General features: G+C 46.2%; 21 protein-coding genes and 1 pseudogene. 6 read left to right on the forward strand and 16 right to left on the reverse strand.

From position 1 onward, the window contains the following. Window positions 1-179 precede the first annotated feature (179 nt). Entirely contained in the window at window positions 180-1,262 is a 1,083-nt protein-coding gene (locus tag L1F29_RS28275; RefSeq protein WP_258385356.1) for a stalk domain-containing protein, read from the forward strand. A 477-nt stretch (window positions 1,263-1,739) separates the two neighbouring features. Here the strand turns inward: L1F29_RS28275 and lepB are convergent, their stop codons facing one another. Next, the gene (lepB, locus tag L1F29_RS28280; RefSeq protein WP_258385357.1) at window positions 1,740-2,156 is read right to left on the reverse strand and encodes a signal peptidase I; all 417 of its coding nucleotides are present in this window, start codon (window positions 2,154-2,156) and stop codon (window positions 1,740-1,742) included. 209 nt (window positions 2,157-2,365) lie between these two features. Further along, a complete protein-coding gene (locus tag L1F29_RS28285) occupies window positions 2,366-2,629 on the reverse strand; it encodes a hypothetical protein (RefSeq protein ID WP_258385358.1) in 264 nt (87 codons plus the stop codon). 338 nt (window positions 2,630-2,967) lie between these two features. On the opposite strand from L1F29_RS28285, the gene L1F29_RS28290 reads away from it, so the two are divergent. From L1F29_RS28290 to L1F29_RS28300, 3 genes and pseudogenes are all read left to right on the forward strand, one after another. Continuing rightward, a complete protein-coding gene (locus L1F29_RS28290; protein ID WP_258385359.1) occupies window positions 2,968-4,173 on the forward strand; it encodes an IS110 family RNA-guided transposase in 1,206 nt (401 codons plus the stop codon). 380 nt (window positions 4,174-4,553) lie between these two features. Then, a pseudogene (locus L1F29_RS28295) lies at window positions 4,554-5,760 on the forward strand (IS110 family RNA-guided transposase). Between the two features lie 369 nt (window positions 5,761-6,129). Then, window positions 6,130-7,002, forward strand: a complete 873-nt coding sequence (locus L1F29_RS28300) for a YusW family protein (protein ID WP_258385360.1) — start codon at window positions 6,130-6,132, stop codon at window positions 7,000-7,002. Window positions 7,003-7,442: 440 nt separating this feature from the next. Here the strand turns inward: L1F29_RS28300 and L1F29_RS28305 are convergent, their stop codons facing one another. From L1F29_RS28305 to L1F29_RS28330, 6 genes are all read right to left on the reverse strand, one after another. Next, window positions 7,443-8,687 (reverse strand): hypothetical protein, encoded by a 1,245-nt coding sequence (locus L1F29_RS28305; protein ID WP_258385361.1) that lies wholly within the window; start codon window positions 8,685-8,687, stop codon window positions 7,443-7,445. A 19-nt stretch (window positions 8,688-8,706) separates the two neighbouring features. Next, a complete protein-coding gene (locus L1F29_RS28310) occupies window positions 8,707-10,635 on the reverse strand; it encodes a hypothetical protein (RefSeq protein WP_258385362.1) in 1,929 nt (642 codons plus the stop codon). A 1,727-nt stretch (window positions 10,636-12,362) separates the two neighbouring features. Next, window positions 12,363-12,830, reverse strand: a complete 468-nt coding sequence (locus L1F29_RS28315) for a DUF3139 domain-containing protein (RefSeq protein ID WP_258385363.1) — start codon at window positions 12,828-12,830, stop codon at window positions 12,363-12,365. A gap of 171 nt (window positions 12,831-13,001) precedes the next feature. Next, the gene (locus L1F29_RS28320; RefSeq protein WP_258385364.1) at window positions 13,002-13,373 is read right to left on the reverse strand and encodes a (2Fe-2S) ferredoxin domain-containing protein; all 372 of its coding nucleotides are present in this window, start codon (window positions 13,371-13,373) and stop codon (window positions 13,002-13,004) included. A gap of 31 nt (window positions 13,374-13,404) precedes the next feature. Further along, window positions 13,405-13,863, reverse strand: coding sequence for a putative iron-sulfur cluster-binding metallochaperone (locus tag L1F29_RS28325; protein ID WP_258389832.1), 459 nt, complete (start codon window positions 13,861-13,863; stop codon window positions 13,405-13,407). Between the two features lie 150 nt (window positions 13,864-14,013). Beyond that, window positions 14,014-14,400: a YkvA family protein gene (locus tag L1F29_RS28330; protein WP_258385365.1), complete on the reverse strand. Its 387-nt coding sequence runs from the start codon at window positions 14,398-14,400 to the stop codon at window positions 14,014-14,016. A gap of 200 nt (window positions 14,401-14,600) precedes the next feature. Here L1F29_RS28330 and L1F29_RS28335 point away from each other — a divergent pair, with 200 nt between their 5' ends. Further along, window positions 14,601-15,077, forward strand: a complete 477-nt coding sequence (locus tag L1F29_RS28335; protein WP_258385366.1) for a YqeG family HAD IIIA-type phosphatase — start codon at window positions 14,601-14,603, stop codon at window positions 15,075-15,077. A 612-nt stretch (window positions 15,078-15,689) separates the two neighbouring features. Here the strand turns inward: L1F29_RS28335 and L1F29_RS28340 are convergent. Together L1F29_RS28340 and L1F29_RS28345 are read right to left on the reverse strand one after the other, a co-directional pair. After that, window positions 15,690-16,160, reverse strand: a complete 471-nt coding sequence (locus L1F29_RS28340) for a hypothetical protein (protein WP_258389833.1) — start codon at window positions 16,158-16,160, stop codon at window positions 15,690-15,692. Between the two features lie 410 nt (window positions 16,161-16,570). Further along, window positions 16,571-17,131 carry a GNAT family N-acetyltransferase gene (locus L1F29_RS28345; protein ID WP_258385367.1) on the reverse strand — a complete coding sequence of 187 codons (561 nt, stop codon included), beginning with the start codon at window positions 17,129-17,131 and terminating at the stop codon, window positions 16,571-16,573. 282 nt (window positions 17,132-17,413) lie between these two features. On the opposite strand from L1F29_RS28345, the gene cyoE reads away from it, so the two are divergent. After that, window positions 17,414-18,343 carry a heme o synthase gene (cyoE, locus tag L1F29_RS28350; protein WP_258385368.1) on the forward strand — a complete coding sequence of 310 codons (930 nt, stop codon included), beginning with the start codon at window positions 17,414-17,416 and terminating at the stop codon, window positions 18,341-18,343. Window positions 18,344-18,527: 184 nt separating this feature from the next. Here cyoE and L1F29_RS28355 read toward each other — a convergent pair whose 3' ends face one another. From L1F29_RS28355 to L1F29_RS28380, 6 genes are all read right to left on the reverse strand, one after another. Next, window positions 18,528-19,259: a DUF817 domain-containing protein gene (locus tag L1F29_RS28355; RefSeq protein ID WP_373876571.1), complete on the reverse strand. Its 732-nt coding sequence runs from the start codon at window positions 19,257-19,259 to the stop codon at window positions 18,528-18,530. 142 nt (window positions 19,260-19,401) lie between these two features. Beyond that, complete coding sequence (locus L1F29_RS28360; protein ID WP_258385370.1) at window positions 19,402-19,629, reverse strand: helix-turn-helix domain-containing protein; 228 nt, start codon at window positions 19,627-19,629, stop codon at window positions 19,402-19,404. A 10-nt stretch (window positions 19,630-19,639) separates the two neighbouring features. Continuing rightward, the gene (locus tag L1F29_RS28365) at window positions 19,640-20,122 is read right to left on the reverse strand and encodes a DUF2975 domain-containing protein (RefSeq protein ID WP_258385371.1); all 483 of its coding nucleotides are present in this window, start codon (window positions 20,120-20,122) and stop codon (window positions 19,640-19,642) included. A gap of 188 nt (window positions 20,123-20,310) precedes the next feature. Beyond that, window positions 20,311-22,335 carry a hypothetical protein gene (locus L1F29_RS28370; RefSeq protein WP_258385372.1) on the reverse strand — a complete coding sequence of 675 codons (2,025 nt, stop codon included), beginning with the start codon at window positions 22,333-22,335 and terminating at the stop codon, window positions 20,311-20,313. A gap of 86 nt (window positions 22,336-22,421) precedes the next feature. Further along, entirely contained in the window at window positions 22,422-23,420 is a 999-nt protein-coding gene (locus L1F29_RS28375) for a LacI family DNA-binding transcriptional regulator (RefSeq protein ID WP_258385373.1), read from the reverse strand. 44 nt (window positions 23,421-23,464) lie between these two features. Further along, window positions 23,465-25,915 carry a GH116 family glycosyl hydrolase gene (locus L1F29_RS28380; RefSeq protein WP_258385374.1) on the reverse strand — a complete coding sequence of 817 codons (2,451 nt, stop codon included), beginning with the start codon at window positions 25,913-25,915 and terminating at the stop codon, window positions 23,465-23,467. Between the last annotated feature and the right edge of the window lie 36 nt (window positions 25,916-25,951).

The following is a 25,951-nucleotide window of genomic DNA, read 5'->3' on the forward strand; positions in this document are numbered from 1 at the left end:
CAATAATGATGAAATTGGAGGGTTACATTTACTGTGCTATCGTACCCCGTTAGTTCAATCTTCTTTTCAATATTTCAAATCGTAATTTTGGACATCTGCAACCTATTCGAACCGATTTCCGTCTGATGGATTGTCAACATTGACGCTCATCAATCTCAGAATCGGAAGGAGCTTTTTGTATGAAAAAGAAACTAACGATATTATTAACTTTGGCTGGGATACTCGGCACAACGGCCGCAGTCGGAGCTGAAGACTTAGTAGAAAAGGTTACAGGTTACTTACAAAAAGATGTAAAGGTTCTTGTTAACGGACAAGACAGCATGCTTACGCCTGTCTATATCGATGGAAAAGCGTATATCCCGGTGCGCGATGCTGCGACTAAGCTTGGATATACTTTAAATTACGATGAAGCGAACAAAGAAATCGAGCTCGACGAAGCGGCTGATCTGATGCGTGCCTCCGGTGTGATCGTAAGCGTGCAGGCTAAAGAAGACGGGAAATACCGTATTGAGCTGCTCGGCAGCACATGGGTCATTTTGACTGTAGACAAGTCGACAGCTATTAAAAGTCTAGACGGCAAAACGCTAACCCCTACCGATTTGAAAGCCGGCACGCAAATCGATGCGGAATTCGGACCAGCCATGGCGATGAGCTTCCCGGGCCAAGCGCAAGCCGTAAGTATTAACGTTCACGCAGATCGCGCGGTCAAAGAAGATACAATCAAAGCCGTGAAACATACGGATGACGGCTGGCAAGTTCAATTAGGCGACGCTTTGGTACTGAACGCAGGTAAGGAAACGCGTGTCATGACATCCCAAGGCGAGTCCGTGAATTGGGAGGACCTGAAGGCCGGTACGAAAGTAAAAGCCTACTACGGTCCATTCGAGACGAAAAGCCTTCCTCCACAAAGCCCTGTTTTCCTCCTAGTTGTTCAGGTTCAAGCGCCTGTTACAGCCGGACTGAAAATGTCGCCAGAGACAGCGCAGGAATACCGCAACTTGGCATGGGCGCAAGTGAGTGCGCAAGCGTCCCATATTACGACGAAGCAAGACGAAGCAGCCGTTCACATTGTCTCCTCTAATGAGGTTGGCGTATTAGCTCCCACAGCCGAGCAGAAGAAATTGCTCGAAGACGTTCAAGCTGCGAACGGTAACTTTGTGACGGTTACTTACAACACGGACCAAGACGAGCTGCTTGGACCATTGACAGTCGTGTTCGATTTCAACACAAAAGCTTTTATCGGCTTCAACGCTAGAAGATAAATGATTTCTTAGCAGCCATGAAATTCAACCTCCGTTGAATTTCATGGCTTTATTATTCACTAGGTGCAGAATATGGAAATGTATTTAAGCGCTTAATCTACATTATACTATTGCGGCTCGCATTCAAAAAGAAGTTCAATAAGTTCGTGTTCCTCAGGAAATATCTCCATTCTTACCCTGCTTTCAATATCCATATTCCCCATATTATATGACATTTAGATTGATCAAAACTGCCCGTTAGCGTAATAAAAAATGGAGCAGCTGCAAGGTGCAGACTGCTCCATGGTGCATAAAACTTACGTTCCCGATAGCTTAACGAAGTTACTTCACTTTTTTTCGTAACCCACTACTTTTCCATTGATATCCTGTATTTTGAATAGTCCAGCTGTTTGACTGTCATTGAATCCTCTCCAACGCACGTCTGCCAGAATATAGTATTGATTTTGGCTCAATGTGACAGGCTCCCAGGAATCATTATTATCTGTGGATGGATCGTCTCCATAAAAGGTATCCAGCTTTTTTATTATCAATATAAACTTGCCCCTTATCAATACTCACCGTTTCGCCAGGAAGACCCACGATTCTAGCTATATCAGTTTCTTGGTCTTTCTGGTCCTTGGTTTTGAAAACAACAATATCCCCTCTAGAAATACTGTGTTTATCATAATATATTATGTCTACTAAAACTTCGTTGCCCATACCAAAAGGATGAGGATGGCTATATCCATTAGATAACATACCATCCGTGTTTACTTTCATCTTCGATAATGATGAATCAGGGTTTTCTATAGGTTTAATCTTTTCTTCTGTCACGGTGTCAGAAATGGTTTCAGTACATGCATTTAAAATCAAAACAAGGATCAGAACAAAACCAACTGTTTTTAATAACCTCAAACACTTCACCCTTTCTTGTTAACGCGAATAAGGAAAACAGAATCATGGTCCTGATCCACTGGCCCCCCCTTAGAGATTCCCTATTGGCATAATAACACATATTGGAAATATCCTGCCCGTTTGCTTAATGAAAAAGGAGCAGCTGCCGCGGCGATCTGCTCCCTGGATCGTTCAACTATCGTTCTCCGATAGCTTAACAAGCGTTGGACCTAATCCTTTTTAAAATATTCAACTACTAATACAATAAAGCCAAGAATAAACAACACAATACCCACAATGAACGGGAAACCTAAAAATAAGCTATTCACTTCATTGTTCCCCATAGGTTCATTCGTACCAAAAATAGCAAACCATAACTTCGAACCTCTCCATGCGGTGATACTTGGTACATGTAAGGCGGCGAGAATTAAAATAACTAAACATATCAAAGCCCCGCTACTAAAAAGTAATCCACCTATTATTGTCCTTTTCACTAAGACCCTCCATTCGGCATTAGTTCACACTACAGTTATAATAAATATATCATTTCCAATAGGAGGTAATCACCACTATCCTGCCCGTTCGTATTATGAAGTTAGCCAGTTTTTACTGGTTGACCTCTTTTGTTTTAAGGGGTTTAGTTACGGTAGCCGGGGTAGAACGTCTCTGCCCGTGGGGCTTGACCCCGTGCGCTAAACTGTTCACCCCCTACTTGTAGAAACATGTTTGAGGCTGGTTGAGACAACGATCTCGAATAACAAGCGAAGCTATGACACTGCAAGATTGGATTAGGGGCTTCCGGCAAATACATCAAACGAAGGTGATACATCAAATGAATCCAGTTATCGGCCTGGATATTGCCAAGGGAGAAAGTCAGGGCCAAGCTTTCTTAGATAAAGGCCAGCCGTACGGTAAGAGCTTTACCGTCCATCATACCCACGAAGGATTGGAAGCCTTCTACTCGTTTTTAAAGCTCGTTGAGGAAGAAACCGAGCAGCAACCGATGATTATCCTGGAGTCTACAGGTCATTACCATCTCCCTGTCACTCGGTTCCTAGAGGATCACAACTTCCTATTCGTTGTGGTTAATCCGATCCTGTCTTATCAGGCTAAGAAGTCATCGAGCTTGCGCAAGGTGAAGACTGATGCGGTAGATGCCTACGCCCTCTGTGAACTTTTCTACAAAGAAGACTTTGAGCATCACAAAACAAGAGGCGTTCAGTTGTTAAACCTGCGAAACTTAACGAGGCAGCACGATGCGGTAACCGGTTTATACATTCAAATTAAACTGCAGTTCCAAGCCGTTTTGGATCAGGTGTTTCCTGAATACAGGGGTGTTTTTGGGGATTTACATTCTGCGGTGGCGTTAAAGACTTTATTGGAGTTTCCGACTTCTGATGCCGTGCTGAGAACTGGTAAAGCAAAAATATCGGAGAAGATTGCATCCCTATGTATGCGCCGGTCCGAACGCTGGGCAATGGAAAAGGCTGAAGCCTTACTGGCCGCGGCTGAACGGAATCCCTTCCGTAAGGCGCCATTCCAGAGCCATCTGATTAGCCTTGAGATGTACGTCAGCATGCTGCTTCATTACCGAGAGCATCTCAGCGCCCTAGAAAAGCAAATGAATGCCCTCGCTAATGATATTGAAGAATATCAGATTATCCAATCGATCCCCGGTATCGGAGAAAAAATCGCGGCAACGATTATTTCGGAAATCGGTGAAATCGATCGGTTTAATCACCCAATGAAGCTGGTCGCCTTCGCCGGTGTGGACCCGAGTGTTCATATCTCCGGGAAGTTTACGGCTACAATTAACCGAATCACAAAACGTGGATCCAGCAGACTGCGTCACACCCTATTCTTAGCCGTACTCTGTAGCTTACGACGCTCCGGCATTAAGAAGATGAAGGCTTTTTACGATAAGAAGATTGCCGATGGAAAGCCGCACAAGGTTGCAATGATCGCCTGTGTGAACAAGATGTTTCATTGGATATTTGCGCTGCTTAAACGCAAGGAAACCTTCCTCGACTTGGCCTAGAGTACCACTTCATGTAAAACCTTCCATTTAAACAATGGAGGGTTATTTGGTATGCACATATATTAGTATAGCATCATCTACTCAAGTTTTTATTGAAAAATCTTGACAAGATATTAGCTGGTTTAGCCACTCATGCAGCGCAAGAAACAGCGCTGCACCACAGAGGATGAAAATAAAAATGCCGTCAATAATGCTACTACGGCTGGGAGAAGAAGGTCGATCAACTATGGTGCGTTTAGAGCCCATCCGTTAGTCTGACTCCGACGACCACGGTGCATCACAGAATGTCGCTCCCCTTTGGGGAAGCACTCATGGTAGATTAATCCTATTTGGTTTGTTGCACCAGCTCCAATTACAGAGCCGTAGAAAGGAATCTTTCAATGGATGTTCTCATTGAACGCGCATGTGGAATGGATGTTCATAAAGACTCTATTACTGCATGTGTGATGACACCTGAAGGAAAGGAGATTTGTACGTTTCCTACTAAAACAGTCTTTCTGTTGCAACTGATCGACTGGATTAAAGACCACGGATGTTCTCATGTCGCGATGGAGAGTACAGGCGTTTTTTGGAAGCCAATTGTTAACCTCTTAGAAGCTGAAGACATTGAGTTTTTAGTCGTGAACGCCCAGCATATGAAGGCACTTCCAGGACGTAAAACCGATGTCAAAGACGCGGAGTGGATCGCCCAACTCCTTCGCCACGGACTTCTGAAAGCTAGTTTTATTCCAAACCGAACCCAACGAGAACTCCGGGAATTAGTTCGGTACCGTCGAAGCATCATTGAAGAACGTGCCAGACAGCACAATCGAATTCAAAAGGTTTTAGAAGGCGCAAACATCAAACTCGGATCCGTTGTTTCCGATATTATGGGCGTCTCATCTAAAGATATGCTTCGAGCAATTGCAGATGGCGAAGACGATCCTGGGAAACTAGCAAACCTGGCTCAACGCTCACTGAAAAAGAGGAAATCCGAACTAGAACTGGCTCTACGAGGCTACGTAAACCCCCATCAGCGCTTAATGATCAAAACCATTCTAACTCACATCGATTTTCTGTCGGAACAAATTCAAATGTTAGATCAAGAGGTTGCCCAGAGAGTTAGCTCATTTCAGGAAGATGTAGAACGTCTGGACTCCATACCTGGTATAGCTCCTCGAATGGCGGAACAGATCTTAGCTGAGCTTGGAACAAACATTGAGAAACAGTTTCCTAGTGCGGCTCATTTATGTTCTTGGGCGGCTTTAGTTCCTGGTCATAATGAGAGCGCAGGCAAACGAAAGTCTTCCAAAGGAAAGAAAGGAAACAAATATTTGAAATCTGCTTTAACAGAAGCCGCGCATTCAGTGGGTGCATCCAAAAACTTCCTATCGTCGAGCACTTGCTAAAAAAGGCAGGAAACGAGCCGCTATTATAGTCGCTCATGCCATGTTAAGAATCGCTTATTATTTGCTATCTAGAAAAGAAATGTATGTGGACCTAGGCGAAGATTACTTTGAGAGGCATAAACAAGCTGCCGTTGTTAGGAATTCCGTTCGAAGACTTGAAAGCTTAGGATATGCCGTTTCGATCTCAGAGGTTTCTTGATCTACTATCTTTCGAGAATTAATTAACTTGGTGCTACATCTTTAAAAATTTAAGGAGCTGCACCCTTCTTTGATATTGCCTCTTTTAGATGTCACTACGATCAATTTTCATGGTAGTTCAATGCCCTTGCGTCCTGTGTGGTTCGAGTTTCATCTGGTACCTCAAGCCTTCTTTTTATTTTTCGAAACACCCAGATTGAATAAGCTAATGATAATAAACAAAATATTGGCATACATCTCCATGTTATCCGGCAGATTTTTGTAAAGAAGAAATGAACCAAACGGACTAAAAACCAGACTTACATGACGAATTCATATATTGGCTGCCATGAACCAAAAAACATACATGCAAATTTGAGGAGGTCCATTTTTGAAGAAGAAAATTGCCTATATGCTAATCGGTGCACTATGCTCTATCGTACTTTCTTATGGATTCGTCGCTTTCGCGGATCATGATTCGTCCGCAACAACAGAGGACAAACCGACTGCAGCAAGCGGTACATACGTTGTCCCTCCAAAGGCTGTTGCGGCGCCTAAGCCTGCAGCTGCTCAACCGAGTGCAAGTGAAGGACCGATCAAACTCGATCAGCTGAAAGACTTGGAAATTAAAATCGCAGGCAATGGCCTAAAGATTGAAATTGAGCTCGAACGGGAACAAGCCAAGGTCGAGTCCAAAGTAGAAATTAACCGCGGCCAGGATCAGGAAAACCACCTGACAGGCAGCGAAGCTACACAATTTATCCAGCAGCTTCTGGATGCTCTCAAATTGCAAGAAAACATGAATAAACAGCAAGTATTGGATGCGCTGTTCAAGCATTTCGCCGTCGAACCGGCCAAGGTGGAAATCAAAGTCGAAATCAAATTGACGGATCGGCTTGAAGTGTTGAAATATGAACAAGAAAAAGATGATGACGACGTCAATGCTAACGTTCAAAACGTTCAAAAAGAGCAAGATGACCAGAAGGAACAACTCGCAAATAAAGATCAACTAACGCAAAAAGAGCAGAAAAAAGCGCTAATCGCTAAGAAAAAAGCACTGCAAGAAGCTTGGCAAAAAGCTCATAAAGAGCAGCAAGCAAAGAAGAAGCAGCAAAAGCAATTCGCTCGTGATGACCGGGACGATGACCACCATGACGGCAAGCAAGAGGACGAAGACGATGATGATGACGATGACCATGACGGCGATCACGGTCAACATGAAAGTCACGATCATGAAAACCATGATAACGAAGACGAGGAGTAATTAATACCCCAAGAAACAGAGAACAAAGCCCCTTTACAGGGCTTTGTTTTTTTTTTTGAACTGATTTGTAAATGGAGAGCAAGGAAAGTCAATATTGAGCATAGTACCGGCATAGAGCCGCCTGCAGTGGACGAGTCCGGCCAAAGGAGCGATCAATCAGGAGAGGATCGCACACGCTGACTCGAAACACCCCCACGTCCCAAAGAGACAATGCCCCACCCACCACCCGGTCTAGATCAGGTGTATTGGAATTTGGTACATTTACTAAGACGCTTTCTGGTTCACCTTCTTGGAACGGTGCCTGGGGCACAACCAGTCGTAATGTCGTCTTAGCTCCCCGGCTGACCTGATAATATGAAAACAGTCCTTAAAAGGACGGCTAATGAGCCGGATACCCCGGCAAAGGCTGCCGGGTTCCATTGGGATTTTTGAATTCAAAGTTATTTTGTCTCAATCTTTTTTTTATTCCCGTACCAGCCTTGAGGAGAAAGCTCTATATGCATGATGTCTTTGGCCTCGTGATATTCGATGCCAAGATGGGCACCATGCTTGGCGAGTGCTTTGTATAATTCTAACGGAATCGTAATCAAGCCCTTTTGCTGAATGAGCTTGATATATTGTAATTTCTTTACATTGATAATCACTTTTCCGTTTTTGTCACGCAAAATGTCTCCTTTCTTGTTCGTTTTCAAGACTTCGAACGCGATGAGCAGGTTTTCAAGCAATTTGAGCTTCTTTTCCCGATTTTCGCGGTTCTTTTTTTGGTCGTCCGTTTCGTTATCCGGGGGCTCTTGTTTTTCTGCCTGCTGTTCTTTCTCCCATTCGGGAAGCCAATCGTCCAGAAACTTCTGAACGGTTTCGGAGGTTTTTTTTATTTTCTCATAGCTTTCTTCCGCATCTTTCTCATCCATCTTGGACACTTCTTTTCTTCCGACGATTTCCTTTACGCGTTCCGGAATCCCCGCGTCCTCCAAGATCTTATCGATGGCCTGCGCTTTGTTTCCGATAAGATGAGGATTCCAGGGAGCATCGATATCGATGGCCCTACCGAGCGCATGAAGGCTTAACGACTTCTCATTGTTTAAGGGTCTTGGGACAAAGCCGCCGATTGGTTCGTTGCTGATCGCTTGGGAAATTTGGTTTGCGACCTCTTTTCCATATCCGTTGATCGTTTGTTCCGCTTGTCGTAGCACCTTTTCAAAATCCGGGTGCACTCCCCCTGTTACGATCCGTCCCAGAAATTTGAAATCTCTCTTGATCTTGTTCACTTCGCTTGGCGGATTCTTGACACCTTTTGCATAATAGTATTTTCGCAGCCATTGATAATATTGCCACGGCGCCATACCTTTGGACGCCGCCCGGCTGTCAAAATCGGGTTTGAGATCCTGGCGGATCTCGGCATATTCCTTCTTTGCCAGCTCGTCGTAAGCTGCGTATAGAGCCATGATTTCGAGAGCAGCCAACGAAACGGAAAGCGGAAGAACCTGCACCTTGCTCCCCTCTGACTCTATAGGAGTACCGCGAGTGGCAATTGTTTTCATGTACTTGTTCGTCACTTCATTCAAAGCGGTCATTCGGTCGAGTCCTAACTGAATTCGTTCCCAATACCTGTCCAATTCAGCGAGCCCTAATATGCCTAGCTTCTGTTTCGGGTAATTAAGCAGGTCTTCCAAAATGTTTCCCATACAAATATCTCCCTGAGGTCTATTGATCCGGCGTTTTTGTGATTTCTACCCGTGTGGGAAGATCCACTTTGCCAATTGTCAAGTCGAGCTCCAGATTGGTATTGTCCGTCTTGTTTTGCACGATCACAGTTTCGATACTCTTTCCTTGCTGCAGGAGTTGATTTTCCCATTTCAGCTTCTCATTCGCCAACTTGAGCTTTTCCACTTCCAATTTTTTCAGTTCGAGATCGAATTGACGCTGAATCTCATAGTAATCTTCCGCGCCGGAACAGATCCCCAGCGCTACATCCGAGTATACTCCCTGTGTCGGCATTGTGGCCGACCATGTTTTTGCCTGACTATCCGGGTTTTCCAACAGATCGGCTTGCAACTGTTTCAGTGGTCCTGTGATGTTTTTGATGGCCCACTCTTCGACAAAGTTGTGCAATGTTTCAAGCGGCTGATTGTAAAACGGACCGGAAAACAGAATCGTACTGGCTGTTGTGGCGAGCGGGGTAACGGAAGGGGAGTTGATCACCATCAGTTCCTTCTCACCCTGAATGAGTTCAATTGAATACTCCGGAACGAGCAATTGCGTATACCGATTGAAGATTTTTTGATAGGCGGAAGCAAGCTCGATGCTCTTGTTCTCCTCCATCACCCGCGCCTCCATCTGCTGCACGCTGTAGGGGTGAAAGGAGTAGATGTACTTTAATAAAGGCAACTCTTGTCCGGGAAGGATCTCATAGCCCCATCGGAGCGCACCTTTTTCATCCGGTTCAATCCAAGAAGGCGCAGGACGTACGTACTGCAGAATGGTATTGCGAAATTCTTCGCGATCTTCCGGTTTGATCTGTAGGGGGTCCTTCATCCAATCCATTTTGACGCCAGCTCCGTCATAAAGGGCCTGGCTCCACCTTTCACGGATTAACTTAATGGGACTGACGCCATAAAAATCGATAAAATCCTGTATCCATGCTGAAGATTTGCTGAGCCGTATCAAGTGGCCAAGCGTAAAGTCACCGATGATCCTGGAAGCGAGATCCGGCTCCGCGCCTAGCAGGAGTAACGTGACATCGTAGGGCCGCATCGTCACATCGAATTGTTGCAGCACTTCATAAAAGCTGGCATTCAAGGTATGGGCTTGATTGATATTTCTGATCTTGCGCGTTGTTTTTGTTTCCGATCCCGATTCGCGAGAAAGCGATAACTTCACTTTGTGCGACGCTCTGTACTCACTGGTTGATTGCTTGGACGTTTCTTCCGCTTTTTTAGCGATCTCTCCGTGTTTATTCATCACGTCGGACGAATATCCCGCGGATACTTCCGCCGAGAAACCGAAGCCACTGTATCCTGCTTTGGCATCCACATATTCATGTTCTTTGGACATGTTCTCTTGAGAGGTTTCATTTGACGACGAGTTAGTGGATTTAATGTCGCTGACGTTTCGTTGATCCGTTTCATCGGTTACGTCCTGTTGGGTCCTGGAGGTCTCCCATGTTTTTATCTCCAAAGTTAACTCTTCGTTTGGCATCAGGGTGGTCGTATAGAGCAGGTCGCCGATGCCATACCCCTTCGATTCCCAATCTTGCCGGTACTTGATCATGATAAAAAGATCCCAGGAGACGATTATCGGTTCGGCTCGACTCGCCGGGCCGGCAGGGGCGACCGTCGGGCCGGGCGGCTTTGGCGGCTTTGGCGGCTTGGATGGGGGTTTCGGTTCTGGTTCGTTGTTGCCGTCCGGCTGTTTTTTCAATTCGACCATTGTCAATAGCGTACTGCTGTAGTCTTTTACCGGCTTATAAATAAAGTCAGGCAAGGAGTGACCTTTTAGGAGGATCAAAGTACGAGAAAACACGCTCTCCTTGCTATCAATCGATTGAAAAGTGAGGTGGGCGGGATCGATTCTGGATCGGCACAGGCGATCAATCGTATACGGATGAATAGTGAGGTTATCGTTGTCGGGCATAGGAGTAATTTTCTTCCTCTCTGCATAAATTGGCTTGACCGGTTTAACTTCACCATTTTTCAGATTTTATATGTAGGGCTTGCTAAATAACCCAAAAACCCTTATTCCACAGCGGTTTTAAGGCGATATTGTCGAATTCATCTTCAAGGAAGACGCGGAAAATACCCTTGCAGATGGAGTGAGCGAAAGTGTTCGTACTGAATCGAGATATGGCAGATCTGATGGAACAATTCTATTTTCATTAGTATGAAACGTTTCATGAATATAAATATGGCTTTTGGGCGAGTAATCGTTAGAGATGGCTATCTCGGAAAGCCATGTCGAATGAAGCAGGTCCAGCGGAGGGGTCATGGAGAGCCATGAAGGCATCGGTTGCGCTAGCTTTAACACAGGTTTCTTGGGATATCCCCGCCCAGCGATAGCGAAAGAGGAATCATGGTTCCCCCTGCTGCATAAAACATGATGGGTTGCGACAGATGGAGCGATAGCGAAAGCGGAGAAAACCATGATGTTTGAGCATGGCCGCGAGAGGTTGTCAGCTTCCTTGCAAGTCCCGTAAAAAATCCCAAGCGACCCCGGATGCTTGTTCCGGGGTCGCTTGGGATTTAGGGACGGTGAACTAGGATCTGGCTCCATAAGTAATTGAATTAAGGAGATTAATAAACGCGCAGCGATGACGATTGAAGGTGGTGAAAACAGCCGTGAAGATGATCTCGGTTTGGGTGCAACGTGGTTTTCGTTGTGCCCACACCGAGATCATCTTTGCTGAACCGGAACGTAGTGGAGGCTATGGTATGGGGTTGCTGGAGTATTTAATTGTGTTAATGGCAAGTAGCAATTTTTTTCATGGTCAAAACTGCCGATCAATTAATCCCCCCTTTTTTTATCATATTTCTATATTCTCGGCTGTAGTATTATTACCTCAGAATTAATCTCCTTTAACCAATGCCAAGATTTTCAGCGCCTCCTATCTCTAAGTTGTTAATTATTCTGTTCTTAGAGATACCCAAACAATAAGTATCCATAATAAAGAAACTAATAATACTGCCGAACCAATAGCAATTATAATGGTCACCCAGTATCGCTTAAAGAAGTTAGAAATGGACTTGAGTTCCTCTTTAAGATCTTCTTTACGATAATTCATAGTAAAGTATTCCCTTCGCTTTAATTTGCCCATACAGTTACTCCAGCCGTTGCAGTCAGCAATAATAGCGCAGTTCCAGCAATAAGTATTGATTTTTTTATTTTAATCCTCTCCTTTTACCAAGCTCTGTACCGACTAGGTACGCACTTGGTGCTCTATAAGTTAGCCCGATCATCGACGACAGAGGCCGTTTTGTGCGTCTGTTGTGATTTCATTTAAGTAAGTGTCGCCGTAGAATACTGTTCCTCTCGCTATCCTTGGATCAATACTGTTTATTTTTATGTTCCACACTAAATTATAACTATAATTAAGGGTATGAAAACGTGTCAATTATATCTTCATATTGGCCCCTCTCCTCAATTGCGCATTAACAAATAGTTACATATATAGCGACGAATTCAAGATCTGAAAGGTTGCCTATTTCCTTCGATTTATAAATCTTTTAAATTTTCATATCAGTACATATGTACAAAAACCCTCTATTTTGTGTAGAAGTAAAGAAGGATCCGCCGAGGCGGATCCTTCTGCTGTTCATTGAACTATCGTACCCGTTAGATGAACGAATCATCATAGCGTTGACGTATTAGTATTGTTCCGACTCCTGTAAATGTTTAAAATCTCGTGGATTATAGTTACCGGGAGGAGGGAATTGAAACCACCCTTTTTCTGAGCCCAAGTATACATAAGTATAAGTAAAGTTAGGTTCATCTTTGAAAGTAACGTATACCGGATATTTGGGTAACTTACTTAATTCACTTCTTATTCCTAATATCTCTTCTTCTTTGTAGCCCTTAGATATTGTTAAGTAATCATGCATCTTATTTTCAAACTTGTTTATATCAATTTTTACTTTTACGTACAGACCTAATAAAACTAATAAAATGATTATAAAAAACGATATCACAATTCGCTTCATATTGAATCCACTCAATTCTGCCTCCCCACTTTTTTCATTTACAACTTTGACACGTGCTTTGCTTAGTTCCGTATTGTGCGGGCCACGTATCAGTTTTCTACAAAACGCAAGAAACTTCTTGATACCGACTTCCATTATAGGAATGGCCTCCTTTATATATATGTCTTCAATGAGCAAAATTATGGCCTAAATAATAATACCATATATTGGAACTATCCTGCCCGTTAGCTCAATAAAACGAGCAGGCTACCGCGGCGCCTGCTCGTTTGTGTACTCGATTCAACTATAGTACTCGTTAGCTTAACATTATTTGCTAATGCCTTTTCTCACTTTGCAAGGCACGAATTTCCCATCGACTAAACAATATTGAGCCTTCTCCACCACAATCTCTTCCCTTAACAGATGCTCCTTTATAATTTTCTCCGCAGACTCAGGGGTCATCTTCTGATACCATACTCCATCAGGATAGACAACAACTGTCGGAGATTGAGAGCAGCGCAACATGCAGTCTGTAACGGTAATTCGCACTGTTTCATCAAGGTTTTCATTTTTCACATGTTTACGCATCGCTATCAATACTTCTTCAGAGGAGGCTTGAGAGCAACTCGGTCCACGGCAAACTAGAATATGATGCTGCATGCGCTCCATTCGTTCCTCTGACTTACTCTTTTTTGCCATGTATACACCCCCAAGTGATGTGAGTGACAGCTTACACCTCTTTGATACCCCGTACAAAAGCGTTCACATTACCTAAGCAACATGCCCCTTGGGGATTGTTTACCTCACATCCACATCGCCCCGCCTGAACGTGAACTTTGATTTGGTCGGCGGCAGGTTTTTGGTCGGTTCCTGCCGCTTGGATGAGACGTTCTCGCGTCCAGCCAAAGCAATAACACACAGGTACATCAAAGCCTAAGTTCTTCTGGTACACAGGCATCTTTAGGTCGCTCTCGGAGAATATTTGAGAGTGGTTCCCACTAAAATAGACGGTAGAGCAATTGGGGCTCGAACAAAATACGTAAGTGTTCTCAGGTTCAATGGTTTCTAAAACACTAGCTTTAAGCAATGACTTGAGCGTGATAAGTTGCACGTTCCTCCCCTTTTCGCCGCATGAAGGACAATTTATATTAACCTCTTGTGTGTTATTTGAAGGCGAGCAACAATCCATTGAAATCACTCCTTTTCCTCCGATTATCTCACTAATGAGTAGAAGAAGAAATATCTGTACTCTCCGCTAATCTGCCCGTTACTTCAACGAACTGGAGCAGGTCGCCGCGGCGCCTGCTCCAATCATAATAATCTTAACTATTGTCTCCCTTTAGTTCAACCAATACCGATATGTGGCAATAGAAATCCACAATACGGCTACTATCCACACTATAATAATTAAACTTCCTACAAGCCAATTTTTCGGTTTTCCATGCTTTATTCGTTCCTCTGCTTTTACTGTGCAATCCTGGATCACCATTTTAGGTATCAATTTCAATGCAAGCGTAACACCAAGAGGAACTAATATCACATCGTCTAGATAGCCTAGTATGGGAATAAAATCTGGAATCAAATCAACTGGGCTAAAGGCATAGGCAACAACACATATGGCAAATAATTTTGCATACCAAGGAGTGCGGTTATCCTTGTATGCAAAATAAAGTACAAAGACCTTTCTTTTTAGCTGCTTAGCCCACGTCTTTATTTTATCAATCATAAAACTAGTTCTCCTAATGTGCAGTTTACTCCTACAATACCACGTTCTACTGCCCTTTAGTTTAATAAAACGAGCAGGCTGTCGCGCCCGTTAGTTAGGAATATTCCTAGACCTCATTTCAGTCAGAAAGGTATTAAAAATGAAAGAAAAGGCAACCTATATACAGCTTTGTTTGTAACTAACTGTAATGGAGGAAGCTTATGGCTATTTTCAGGCCTTCCCAGATTGTGCGATCCATTTATGACATAGACGGAGACGCGCTGCAGCGGGCAGGAATTAAAGGAATAATATTAGACTGGACTAATACATTAATTCCGAAGAATTCTGAGTTTTCATCGGATTTGATGATGAAATGGCTAAAAGACTTTAAGTCCCGATATGCGATTAAGCTGATTATCGTCTCGAATAGTAAACCTCCTGCGCAAGGAAACGAGCTGGTTAATGAGATTCCGGCTATGTTCGAAGCGAGTAAACCGAAGAAAAAAGCATTTATGTCTGCTCTGGATATACTCGGCACCCAAAAGAATGAGACAGCGGTTATTGGCAATGGAATTATTACTGATTTATGGGGGGGAAATCGACTAGGAATGTATACGATTTTCGTTTCTCCTTCATGGACAAAACCTCGGTTTGTAGGCTCAATAAAAAGGTTAGTGGTAAAAGTACTTCGAGTGTAAAGAACCCCTGATGCGGGGATACTCCTCAATGTAAGGCTGGTCAATTAACCGGCCTTTTTTCACCTTCACTTGTTCCTTACTAAATCTCGCCATAGGTGCCATCCTCTCAAACCAGCCCTTCTCTTTTTGTAAAGACTCATTAAAATACATCCATAAGAGATACTACATGGTCTTTGACTTTTCCTTTTATTTTGAAGTGCTCTATTGAAATAAAGAAAGCCTCCACGAATCCATCGGGATAGAACCCAGTTTCAATCTGGTATATCCCTAACTCGATGAAACTCTTTTCATTTTGGCCAGCATTATTATGCCGATACATCATACATTATCGATTCATTCATTTAACGGAAATCATTTGCACAATAAAAATAACTGTTTGCCAACTGGCAAGCAGCTTATTTAAGGGTATCACATTTATTTGACTATCCTGCCGCCCGTTAGCTTACTGGCATGGCCGACGAATAGGCCGCGGCTAACGATATATATTCTTGTCCTTTTCGGCAAACGATACATGTTCTTGTCCATGGCTTTGGATAAGAACATGTATCCCTCTGATAAATCCAGGTCTTATTTTATTTATGACTGTTTTCTTCGTAGGGCGATACGAATCGTCTATTTTTTGCGCACATTCGCATTTAGAATATTCCTGCATTTTCTAATTTTTTGTTTGATTTGCTGATTATCAAAAAAATAAACCTCTGTACCTGCCCAAATAAAAACCCAACACACAATGCTTAAAACTCCTGCAATATAAGCATGAGTAGTTGAAAACTTCAAGAAAACCATCCCAACAATAATACCAAGCACAAACAAAACAATAGCCTTTTTGACATTTCTAGCATATGTATATTTCTCTTCCTTCAAGATGTTAGAAAAAGTATTATGTGTGGCAGCCTGCAATGTCTTTTCGTCAAAATTATTCTGACCTAAAAAAAATATTTCTACTTCTTTTCTTCTACCACTGTGTTGCTTTGACAAAATAAAATCTTCAAGATCAGAGCTTAGGTGAACATCATCTAAGCTATAGTATCTTGAAAACGGAGTATCCGTTTCATCTAAATAGATATTTAATTCATCTTTCACATTAACCATCCTTTAACTCCAATGTACTAGTTGAAAGTCAACCTTTTATCAGTATGGTCAAGATAGCAACAATTCTTACGAAAACAGCGTAATTCTAATAGCTGCTGTGCATCGCTCGTTACGTTCAACTCTCCCCTGATCAAGTAAATGTTTAACATTGACATTACTTAATCCCCCGTGATAACAAACCACGGATGCAATTGCCCCGCGTACAAAAAAAAGCGCATGCCGATGTCGGCATGCGCTTCTAGGGCTGCAAAAGTTTCTTAGTCTTCTTTAACCGTTTCCGCATATTTTTTTGAAATTGTCTTTATCGCCTGCCAACCGGCCGTCTTTGGCTTCCATTCTTGAGTCAAATTTACCGTCGACCTTCAGATCATTCCCGGCGTATGGCGTGTGCCAGGACAAGGCTACATACGACGATACGCCTTTTCATGAAATCGAGTAATGCTGCGAAACAGTATCTTCCCATCCTCCGGCAACCGATTAGTCTCATCGAAGTTTACATACATCGCCTGATAGGGCTCAGGCACCCAAATGTACTGATGGACATAAGCAGTAAGCTGGAAGCCGTTTGTTTCCCAGAAATGGATTCGCCGGCTGTTTTCTTCCGTTGGTTCGGATTCGACTTCGACGATGATCCCTTTGCAGCCCGCAATCGTGCGCGCCCATTGCTTGATACGATCCAGCAATAATCGGCCGTATCCGCTTCCGCGTACATCCTGACGAACGGCTAAATAATCGATTAGCAAAGCGCTAGCTTGATGATCTACTCCTGTTAACGCCATCCCAATGGTTTCCGAGCCTTGAACGATTGTGTGCAGCTGGCACATGCCCTTTTCGAACATGCGGCGAATAATGTCGCGGCTTTTCTTGCCGTCAAGGGGAAATGCTTGCTCGTAGATTCGTTCCGCTCCGTTCCAACGGGCTTGATCCCACTCATCGGTGATGCGGTACTCCAATGCGTCCAATGATGTTCACCACTTTCTTTGCAAGGGCCTTGTCATTCCTGTTGCATATTAGATTGTAGTTCTCCGTAAGTTCAGCATCGCCTTTTTTTTTGCGGATTTTGACTTGGTTACTTAATTGAATAAGACAGACAATACCTAAATTGGTGATAAAATATGTCCAAAGACATAAAAGCGACAAAAGATTTTGACAGATCGGTGATGGATTGCCAGAACCGGACGTTACCGGGGGACTCTATGATAGGATTAAAACAATACTAAGGATTGTCAGGGGGCGTGAGATTCATGAGCGCATTGAAAGGAAACCATATGGATGCGGGCTATACCCTTCAGCCCGTTTCGTTCTCCAGATTGCTGCTGGATACGATAAAAGTTGGCATTATAAAATCGAATTTGATCGCCATGTTTGCTGGAATTTGCATGGCGTTATACGTGACGGGTACGCCGTTATTCGGCAAGATTGCCGATATTGTTCTTGCCTTCATAGGCGCAGCGCTTGTGATCGGGTCTGCTGGCGCATTTAACAATCTGTATGATCGGGACATTGACATTCTCATGGAAAGGACGAAGCGCCGCCCGACTGTGACAGGCCAGATCGATACGGTGAAAGGTCTGATCATCGGTTGCATAATGTCAGTGGCAGGGCTGGTTTCTCTGTATGCCGCATCGCCGCTTGCGGCGCTGTTCGGCTTTCTCGGGTTGTTTCTATACGTCGTGCCGTATACGATGTGGACAAAGCGAAGAACCGTCTACAATACGGAGGTCGGCAGCCTCTCGGGGGCGACTCCGCCGCTGATCGGGTGGGCCGTCATTACTTCCGATTTATCGCATACCGGCATCGCCGCACTGTTTACTTTGATGGTATTATGGCAAATGCCCCATTTCTACGGGATTGCCGTTCGCCGTTATGACGAATATAAGGCTGCCAAAGTTCCGATGTTACCTGTCGTCAAAGGCATGAAACGGACCTATGTACAGACAAACGTTTATCTTGTGGCTCTGTTTATGTCGAGCGGCCTCTTCTGGTCTTTTAGTCCGTTTGTCGCAATCACGGCAGCCCTACTCAGCATAACCTGGATACTGCTCAGCCTGATTGGCTACCGCCGTATGGAAGCGACGGCGTGGGCGAAATCGATGTTTATCTACTCACTCAATCACATTACCATCCTGCTCATGATTATTATTTGTTATTCGCTAATCAAGCCGTTGTTCTGAGGTCTATTGGAGACCTCAGAACAGATCACAGCTTTTGGCAGCCGCGTTATCAGCCATATAAGGAATCCAGCAGTATTGTGCAGCCCCGGCATACAATTTATTCAAAAAAAGGTAGGAGGAGCTGCATAGCTGTAAACTCCTCCACTATCGTTATACGTTATACGTTTTCTTAATCTTAACTCGACTATGAATTGTTCGTTGTTCGACTAGCCTTAACGTATTTAAGCTGTGCAACGATGATGACGCTAATGATTACCAGAAGAAACCACGAGCTGATCTTACTGAAACTAACCAGCTGCCAGGTTTGGTGCTGGTCAGGGTATTTCCAAGCATCAAAAAATGTGGCTATATTTTCGGCTAACCAGATGAAAAAACCTACAATGATAAAAGCGAGCGATAATGGCATTCGATATGTTATGGTCCGTACCCGATATATGATCCATGTTTTCCGGAAGACAATAAATACAAGCGCCGTCAGCCACCAACGAAAATCAGGAATAAAATGATGGGTGAAAAAGTTGAAATAGATGGCTCCTCCTAGCAGCGCTGCGGTCGTAAGCCCAGGCCAGCCGGTCATGTCCATCCGCAGTCTCCGCCAGATCTGACACATATAGCTGGCTACACTCGCATACATAAATCCGCTATAGAGCGGTACACCGAGCAGCTTCGTATACCCAAGCTCAGGGTATGACCATGATCCCATTCTTACCTTATATAACTCCAGCAACAAACCGATGAGGTGAAATACGCAAATAACTTTGATTTCATCGCGTGTCTCTAATCCGCTGCGGTACATGAGGTATTGCACGCCAAGAAGGATAAGCAGAATGGCATCATACCGATGAATGAAAGGTACCTCGATTACGCTGGAGAGAGCTAAAGTTCCAAAGATTGCAACAGGAAATATGCAGCTCATCGCCTGATGATAGCCAAAATGCAAAAGTTGTATGATTGGTTTCAATGATGTCTATCTCCTCTTTATGGAGATTCAAAAAGGGCCAGGATCTTCATCGTTTACATTTGCACCGTTTTTTAAAATCCATTCTGTCATGCGGAATTTAACCGATAATGATGCTGTCTTCGTCACTTTTGTATTCTAAAATATCTCCAGGCTGACATTCTAAAGCCTTACAAATCGCCTCTAAAGTGGATAATCGAATCGCTTTTGCCTTTCCATTTTTCAATATGGAAAGATTGGCCATCGTTATTCCAACCCTCTCCGCAAGTTCTGTTACGCTCATTTTCCTTTTAGCCAGCATCACGTCAATATTGATTATAATCGCCATGTTATTCACCTCAGACCGTCAAATCATTTTCTGATTTTATATCGATAGCCTCTTTTAAAAGCCTTTGGAGAACAGCGGCAAACACGGCAATCACCAAGGAGGCAAAAATCACGACCATTCCGATGACTATGATACCTGGGGCATCGTCTTTCTCCGCTATAAGATAGAAGAGCGGCATGCCTGCCACATACAAGCCACTGATTGTAATGGCACAGTATTTTATATTCTTTAAAACCCGTACCGATAATTCCGAGAAAGCTTTGTCCTTGTCAATATAGCCTAAAAGTTTAAATGCTTGATACAGGGCAAAGTAAAACGGAACCGCCGTTGCATACAAATCGATTAAAACAAGATATTTCAAATAACTATGGTCCGGATACAATTCCGAGGCAAAATTCGCTATCTCTGGCACCACAAATATGCACAAAGCAAGAACTGGAATTCCGATAAGAATAACGGCCGCCTTTAAAAAGAGTGTTGTTCCTCGTTCCATAAAAAGCCCCTCACTTATTATTTAATTTAATTTGACTTTAACACAAAATTTATCGTTTTACAATAAATAATTACCGCCATTAAATATGTTATTATTGTTATAGAGATAATAGTTGAGAAAAAGACAGCCGATCGCCGGCTGCCTTCGAATAATTGTTGATATAATAGCTGTTAATCAACAAAGCTATTTTACATTCCGTACCGCGTCAGAAGCTCCCGATGGTGATCCTTGATCCGCAAGTAACTCTCCGCAGCCGCCCCGTTCCCCCAATCGAAGATGGTGAACTCTCCGATCCCGACTCCGTTATCGTTCACTTCGCCCCCGTGCCCGTAATTTTCCATCATGAAGCCGTAATCCTTCTCGTTGAAGTACGGGTATACCCTCTCCCATTGAACCTTGGTTCTGGCGTTCTCCGGGCAGTACATCATCACGAACGCGCATTTCAATGCGGCCATGCCTCTCTCGATATATTCGGTCCGATCAAGCTCGATCCCGTAATCCAGAATGATCTCGGCGAACAAGCTTTGCCGGGCGTCATTCCATTCGCCATCGCAATTCATCACGCCGAATCCGCCGAGCGCATTCACATGAATATACGGCGGCTGCCAGGAAGCTTGCGAAATCAGCATTTCGTCCAGGCAGCGCTCCCCCAGCTTCAGATAGGCCTCATCGCCCGTAAGCTTATAGCAGCTCATGAATGCTTCCGCGGACCAAAACATAGAGAAGTTGCACTGTTTGTACATATTATTCCGGTCAAATTTACGCCCGACATACTCCTTATTTGCGAAGGTGCAGCAGGACCAATAGGTTTCGAAATCCTCCCAGCGGCCGGCCGGCAGGACTTCTTCAGCCACAATATTCGCCGCTCTGAGAGCGGACTCAGCATACTGCTTATGACCGGTCAGCTCGGCAAGCTTGATTAAGAATGTAACGGAAACGCTCGTTTCAGGCGAATCCTTCAATATTTCGATAGGCTGCAGCGTATGGTAGTCCAACCAGGCCGGGAAGAATCCTTTGTCATCCTGCAGCTTGAGCAAAGCATCCGCATACCGGACCGCATAGTCCAGCAGCCTGTCGTCCTGTTCCAATTCTTCATACCACCGCAGCATCCAAAGGGTCGTCCAGCTCATATCGAGCACATGGTAAGGCGCATTCTTGACCGAACCCCATGTTTGAATCGGATTCCGGTTCGAATTTCCCCAGAAAGCGGTCTCCCAGCCTTTCGACCGGTTCACCAATTGGCCGCCGATCTCGAGCTGTTCCATCTCCGTTGCAATCACCGTCGGGAAAATCCCCTCCCGCTGAGGTGCCGACAACGCCAGCTCCTTCGTAAGTTTGGCGCGTCTGATCAAATCGGGATCGTTCTTCTCCGTGCCATAGCGAAAGACGCCGGTAGCGGAGCGAAGCGAGCTGAACCAAGCTTGATTCCATATGGAACGGAATTCTCTTTCGTTCACCGGACCGGGATAGTTGGGACTTTGCGTGTAATTCACGATAAAAGCTGCAGCTCCGACTCTTGTGCCGTCCAGATCGAATTCCTGCCATACGCTTTCTCCCCAATTATCGAAGGCCCATTGATACGTATACTGCACTAATCGGTCTAACGGCAATTCAAGAGGATCACCGGCTTGAAACAACTGCGATCCCCATCTTTCCCACAGAAACTGCAGGACCGGACGCCAAGGATTCTGAAGCGCCTCTGAATCTTCGAAGGTCATGAGATAAAATCCGATTTCTACGGTCCCCGGGCGGTATGCCGCACCTGCTTTTCTCTCGTAGAGAACATGCCCCTTGACCCGATACTCGCTCATGCCCAGCTTCAACACATTGCGCGGCGCATCATTATCCATATACCACCGGACCTGCGTACCTTTTAACATCATGTCGAGGTCGGGAATAAGCGTCAATACTCGCCTGTCATCTTTCGCGATCAGAGCCGGGGAGCGGAAGCTGTGCTGGTCGATGATATGGCTGTCTGTCGGCGATAGATGAGGGGCAGAGTGGAAGGCAGGAATAAAGGCCGGCTCGATCGTCAGCTGCCAATCATCCTGCTGAACCGCTTCTTCCAGCTGAAAGGTCAGCGAAACCTTCGTCAAATTCCGGTTAATTCTCTCCAGCATGACTTCAGGTTCTGCAGCACCAAGGCGGTCGTAAGATATCCTTTTGATAAATGGCTCCAAGCTTTTATCTAACGATAAATTCAGTTGACTCATCTCATATTGTCCTCCCGCTAGAAACTGTAAAAATTGAACGTTATCCTTTGCCCCGGATGGCGCCTCGTTCCCCTTTAACAGGATGGTCATTGGCCGCTGGGCAGTATCAGTTTCCCAGGGATAACGATCTTCCCCTGGAGCAGATTCCCTTTCATCGCCTCGATCAGAAAGCGGACCGCCATCACGCCAACTTCAACGCGCGGCACATGCACGGTTGGAATTTGACCGAAAATCTCCTGCTGGCCCTGAATGTTGTCGCAGCCGATCAACTGGACGTCGCGCCCGGGTTCAAGGGCCATGTCCCGGAGCGCCTGCAGAGCACCGAAGGCGGATTTATCGCTGACCGCGAAGACGCCGCCCGGCCGTTCGGGCAATGCTATCAACGATTTCATTTCGTCATAGCCCTTGATGTACTTGCGGTCGCCGGGGAAAGCGACGTATTCCGGAACAAACGGCAGTCCGTGAGCCATCAGAGCCGCACAGTAGCCTGCGTAGCGGTTGACCAGCGGCTTGTATTTGGCCGGCCCGCCGATAAAGCCGATTCGTTCGTGCCCCTGACCGATTAAATATTCCGTCGCCATATAACCCGCACCATAATGATCCGAATGAACGGACAATACATCTCCCCGGTGCGAGTAGTTATCGACCAACACAAGCGGCAATCCGGATTGTCTCAGCTCTTCGACAAGCTCATCCGTAATCAAGCCGCCGCCGACCAAGATCAAGCCGCTGACATTCTCCAGCCAAGCGACCGGATCGGGCGTCTCTCTTACGAACGTCAGGATGATTTCATAACCGAGCCGCCGGCATTCGCTCTCGACGGCTTGGATGATCTCGCTGTTATACGGATAGGATTGCAAGCTTGAGGAAGACTCCTCGATCAACAGCCTGATGAACTGGCGGCCCTCGGAGACGGCCCGATCGTAATTCAGTTCCGCGAATGCCTGATGGATCGTTTGTTTTGTTTGATCGGAGAATGTTCCTTTGTTGTTCAATACCAGCGACACGGTAGTCGGGGAGAATCCGGTCAGGTCGGCAATTTCTTTGATGCCTGATTTTCTTCTGATTTCCTGTTTACCGTCCATTTCTTGTCCTCCCGGAGTCTATTCATCTAAGCAACGTGTTCATTTCATACCCATTCGATGCGCTCGACCGGGATTTCCCCGGAGACGCAATGGACGAAGGGCTTTCCATCCTTTATCCCGGCTGTGCCGTAACCGCCTCCAGTGCTCAAGAAGCTGCTGTAATCCCCTTTACCCGCGCTGCTCTTCGAAATGAACAACGTCCGGTCGCATGCGTCATAACGGATTCCGCTCCAACCCTGAATCAGGGCGTAGGAAGCCATCGCACGGGCGTACCAGTGGCCCCATTCGTATTCATTGAAAGGATTGCGCTTGCGGCCGTCATAACGGTCGCGGCAGACCCGCACGATTTCGAGCCCTTCCTCTATGCATCCCAGCGCAAGCAAGTGGGAAGCGACCTGATATTCGATGCCGGTCCACACTTCATTGCTGTAGACGAAAGGCAGCGCCAGCTTGCCTCCTTTCGGCCACGTGCACAGCAGCAGCCCGCCATCGCTGCCGAGCGCATAGCCCGGACGCTGAGGATTGGCATGCTTGGACAAATCGCGTTTCAGATTGTATTTATATACGCTTAGAAGGTGGCTTCTCACTTTCTCCCGGTCGAGTATGTCGCCGAGTCCGCACATCTCCGCCAGCCAAGCGCCGATCACGCCGTCGGAGAGGCAGCCCTTGCCGTACTGATACTTCGGGCCTTGCTCCTGCATCAGCTCCACCGCTTCCGGCGAATAATGAGATTGGAACGACTGCAATTCGAATGGGGAAGGAGCTCTGAGTCCCGTCCAGACGATTTTCTGATCGAAGTATTCGCCGTTAAACAGCTCCGACTCCATATAATGCCGGCCTTTGCGGTAAAGCGCGTCGTATTCCCCCGCGTTCGCGGCTTCGCCCATTGCTTCTGCCATGATCGATGCGGCTTTCAATGCGCCCAAGTAGATCGAGGAGCACATCCCGTCAGGTCCCCAGAATTCAATGTCGTACGTATTGTGATGAGGCTCGACAAGAATGCCGATCCGGTCCGGGTCCCATGTCTCGGTGCAATAGTGCAAGTTTTGCTCCACTTTCGGCCACAGCTGCTTCAGCCACTCCGTATCGCCGGAAACTCGCCATTCCCGGTAAGCCTTCATTATGCTTCCGAGCTGGCCGTCGCTTGCGGCGTGAAACAGATGATCCGCAGGCTGGATCGGCAGCGGAGCCCTGAAGTTCTGGTGGCCCCGCTCATCCTGGCATTCCCCGAATTCGGTAAGCCGCAGCCCTCTTTCGAGTTCAGGAAACAGATGAGGAAGGGCTTGCGCGTAATTCCATACGTGGCTGCAGCTGCCGTGGCAGGCGCCTCTGTCGTCGTGGCAGCCTTCCCAGCCCCACAACCGTCCGTCGGATTGACGGAGCACGGTCGGCGATTTCAGGATGCTCAGATTCGCGCTAATCGCTTCCTTGATTTCTTCCGGCAGCGTCGTATCGTAGAAGCAATCGCTGAAGGTGCGGCTCTCCGCGCGCAGACGGTCATACTGCTCCGACCAATAGCCGGCGACGGCAGCCAGGCCGCCGAATTGTTTCGCATACCATGGCTTATAATAGCCGATTCCTGTATGTCCTGCAGCATCTCCCAGCTCGCCCGGAGCTGCAGCTGGAACGCCGGCGGTCAAGTCCGATTCCGGAACGTACCAGGACAGCAGCAGCCGAATCGTCTTGCGCTCGCCGGGCTCCAGCGTGAGCGGCACGTAAAGACTCGCGCCCGGGCTTGGCATTCCCTCCGTTACGGGCGGTTTCTCCGGACATTCGCCCGATTCGATCGTGTTCCAGACCATCGTAAGCGGGTCGAACCACCCTCCGCGGAACCAGGCGCAATTGACGATCGTCTGCGGCTGATCGGTCGCGGCGCTGAATCCCCCCTGCGCCCACGGCTTCCCGTCGATGGCGGGCTGATCCAGGACGAATCCGTTCTCCGTGCGCAGCACCCGGTGACCGGCGTTATCCGCCGCTTTCATAAAGTGGCTCGCGTTAAAGGAATAGACGATCTCCAGCCGCTCCCCGGTTTTGTTAGCGAATGTGAACTCCAGCCCGGCAGCCGGGAGGCTGGAATCATCGGCATGCAGCGGAATGAACGGACTCCAGCCCGTGATGCTCACATCCAGCGGCAGCTCGGAATCGAGCAGCTCCACCGTACCGAACGGAAAGCGGGCGTGGAACTTGCTGCTTGCAAACCGGGGAAGTCCATAATGCTTGCCGCCTAGGCCGTTGCCGGGATCCGTGCCGGTGAACACTTTCCAGGTCGGTACCGGTCCTTCGAGCACACGGGCGATATTGCCTTCGGCGTGCTTGATGCAAACGGCGGAGAAGACCATCGGTTCATGCAGCATGTTGGGGTGATGGCGAAGCGAGATGTGGGACAGGGCGCCTGTTCCTTCCAGGCCGATCATGCCAGAGCCGATGCCGCCGAGCGGATAGGTGATGCGCGAGCCGTGATCCCCTTCGTAGACGGTATTATACATACGGTTCATTAACGTATCCCTCCTAATAAAGCATTCATGTATGGC

This window comes from Paenibacillus spongiae (assembly GCF_024734895.1).
In the GTDB taxonomy this organism is placed as follows: Bacteria; Bacillota; Bacilli; order Paenibacillales; family Paenibacillaceae; genus Paenibacillus_Z; species Paenibacillus_Z spongiae.

What these genes read in the sequence shown, in the direction of transcription:
- L1F29_RS28370 (WP_258385372.1), bottom strand. Translation starts at nt 22,335, where the DNA reads ATGAGTCAACTGAATTTATCGTTAGATAAAAGCTTGGAGCCATTTATC.
- L1F29_RS28380 (WP_258385374.1), bottom strand. Translation starts at nt 25,915, where the DNA reads ATGAACCGTATGTATAATACCGTCTACGAAGGGGATCACGGCTCGCGC.
- L1F29_RS28330 (WP_258385365.1), bottom strand. Translation starts at nt 14,400, where the DNA reads ATGATTGATAAAATAAAGACGTGGGCTAAGCAGCTAAAAAGAAAGGTC.
- L1F29_RS28335 (WP_258385366.1), top strand. Translation starts at nt 14,601, where the DNA reads ATGGCTATTTTCAGGCCTTCCCAGATTGTGCGATCCATTTATGACATA.
- cyoE (WP_258385368.1), top strand. Translation starts at nt 17,414, where the DNA reads ATGAGCGCATTGAAAGGAAACCATATGGATGCGGGCTATACCCTTCAG.
- L1F29_RS28315 (WP_258385363.1), bottom strand. Translation starts at nt 12,830, where the DNA reads ATGGAAGTCGGTATCAAGAAGTTTCTTGCGTTTTGTAGAAAACTGATA.
- L1F29_RS28275 (WP_258385356.1), top strand. Translation starts at nt 180, where the DNA reads ATGAAAAAGAAACTAACGATATTATTAACTTTGGCTGGGATACTCGGC.
- L1F29_RS28320 (WP_258385364.1), bottom strand. Translation starts at nt 13,373, where the DNA reads ATGGCAAAAAAGAGTAAGTCAGAGGAACGAATGGAGCGCATGCAGCAT.
- L1F29_RS28310 (WP_258385362.1), bottom strand. Translation starts at nt 10,635, where the DNA reads ATGCCCGACAACGATAACCTCACTATTCATCCGTATACGATTGATCGC.
- L1F29_RS28360 (WP_258385370.1), bottom strand. Translation starts at nt 19,629, where the DNA reads ATGGCGATTATAATCAATATTGACGTGATGCTGGCTAAAAGGAAAATG.
- L1F29_RS28365 (WP_258385371.1), bottom strand. Translation starts at nt 20,122, where the DNA reads ATGGAACGAGGAACAACACTCTTTTTAAAGGCGGCCGTTATTCTTATC.
- L1F29_RS28355 (WP_373876571.1), bottom strand. Translation starts at nt 19,259, where the DNA reads ATGAGCTGCATATTTCCTGTTGCAATCTTTGGAACTTTAGCTCTCTCC.
- L1F29_RS28325 (WP_258389832.1), bottom strand. Translation starts at nt 13,863, where the DNA reads ATGGATTGTTGCTCGCCTTCAAATAACACACAAGAGGTTAATATAAAT.
- L1F29_RS28375 (WP_258385373.1), bottom strand. Translation starts at nt 23,420, where the DNA reads ATGGACGGTAAACAGGAAATCAGAAGAAAATCAGGCATCAAAGAAATT.
- L1F29_RS28305 (WP_258385361.1), bottom strand. Translation starts at nt 8,687, where the DNA reads ATGGGAAACATTTTGGAAGACCTGCTTAATTACCCGAAACAGAAGCTA.
- L1F29_RS28290 (WP_258385359.1), top strand. Translation starts at nt 2,968, where the DNA reads ATGAATCCAGTTATCGGCCTGGATATTGCCAAGGGAGAAAGTCAGGGC.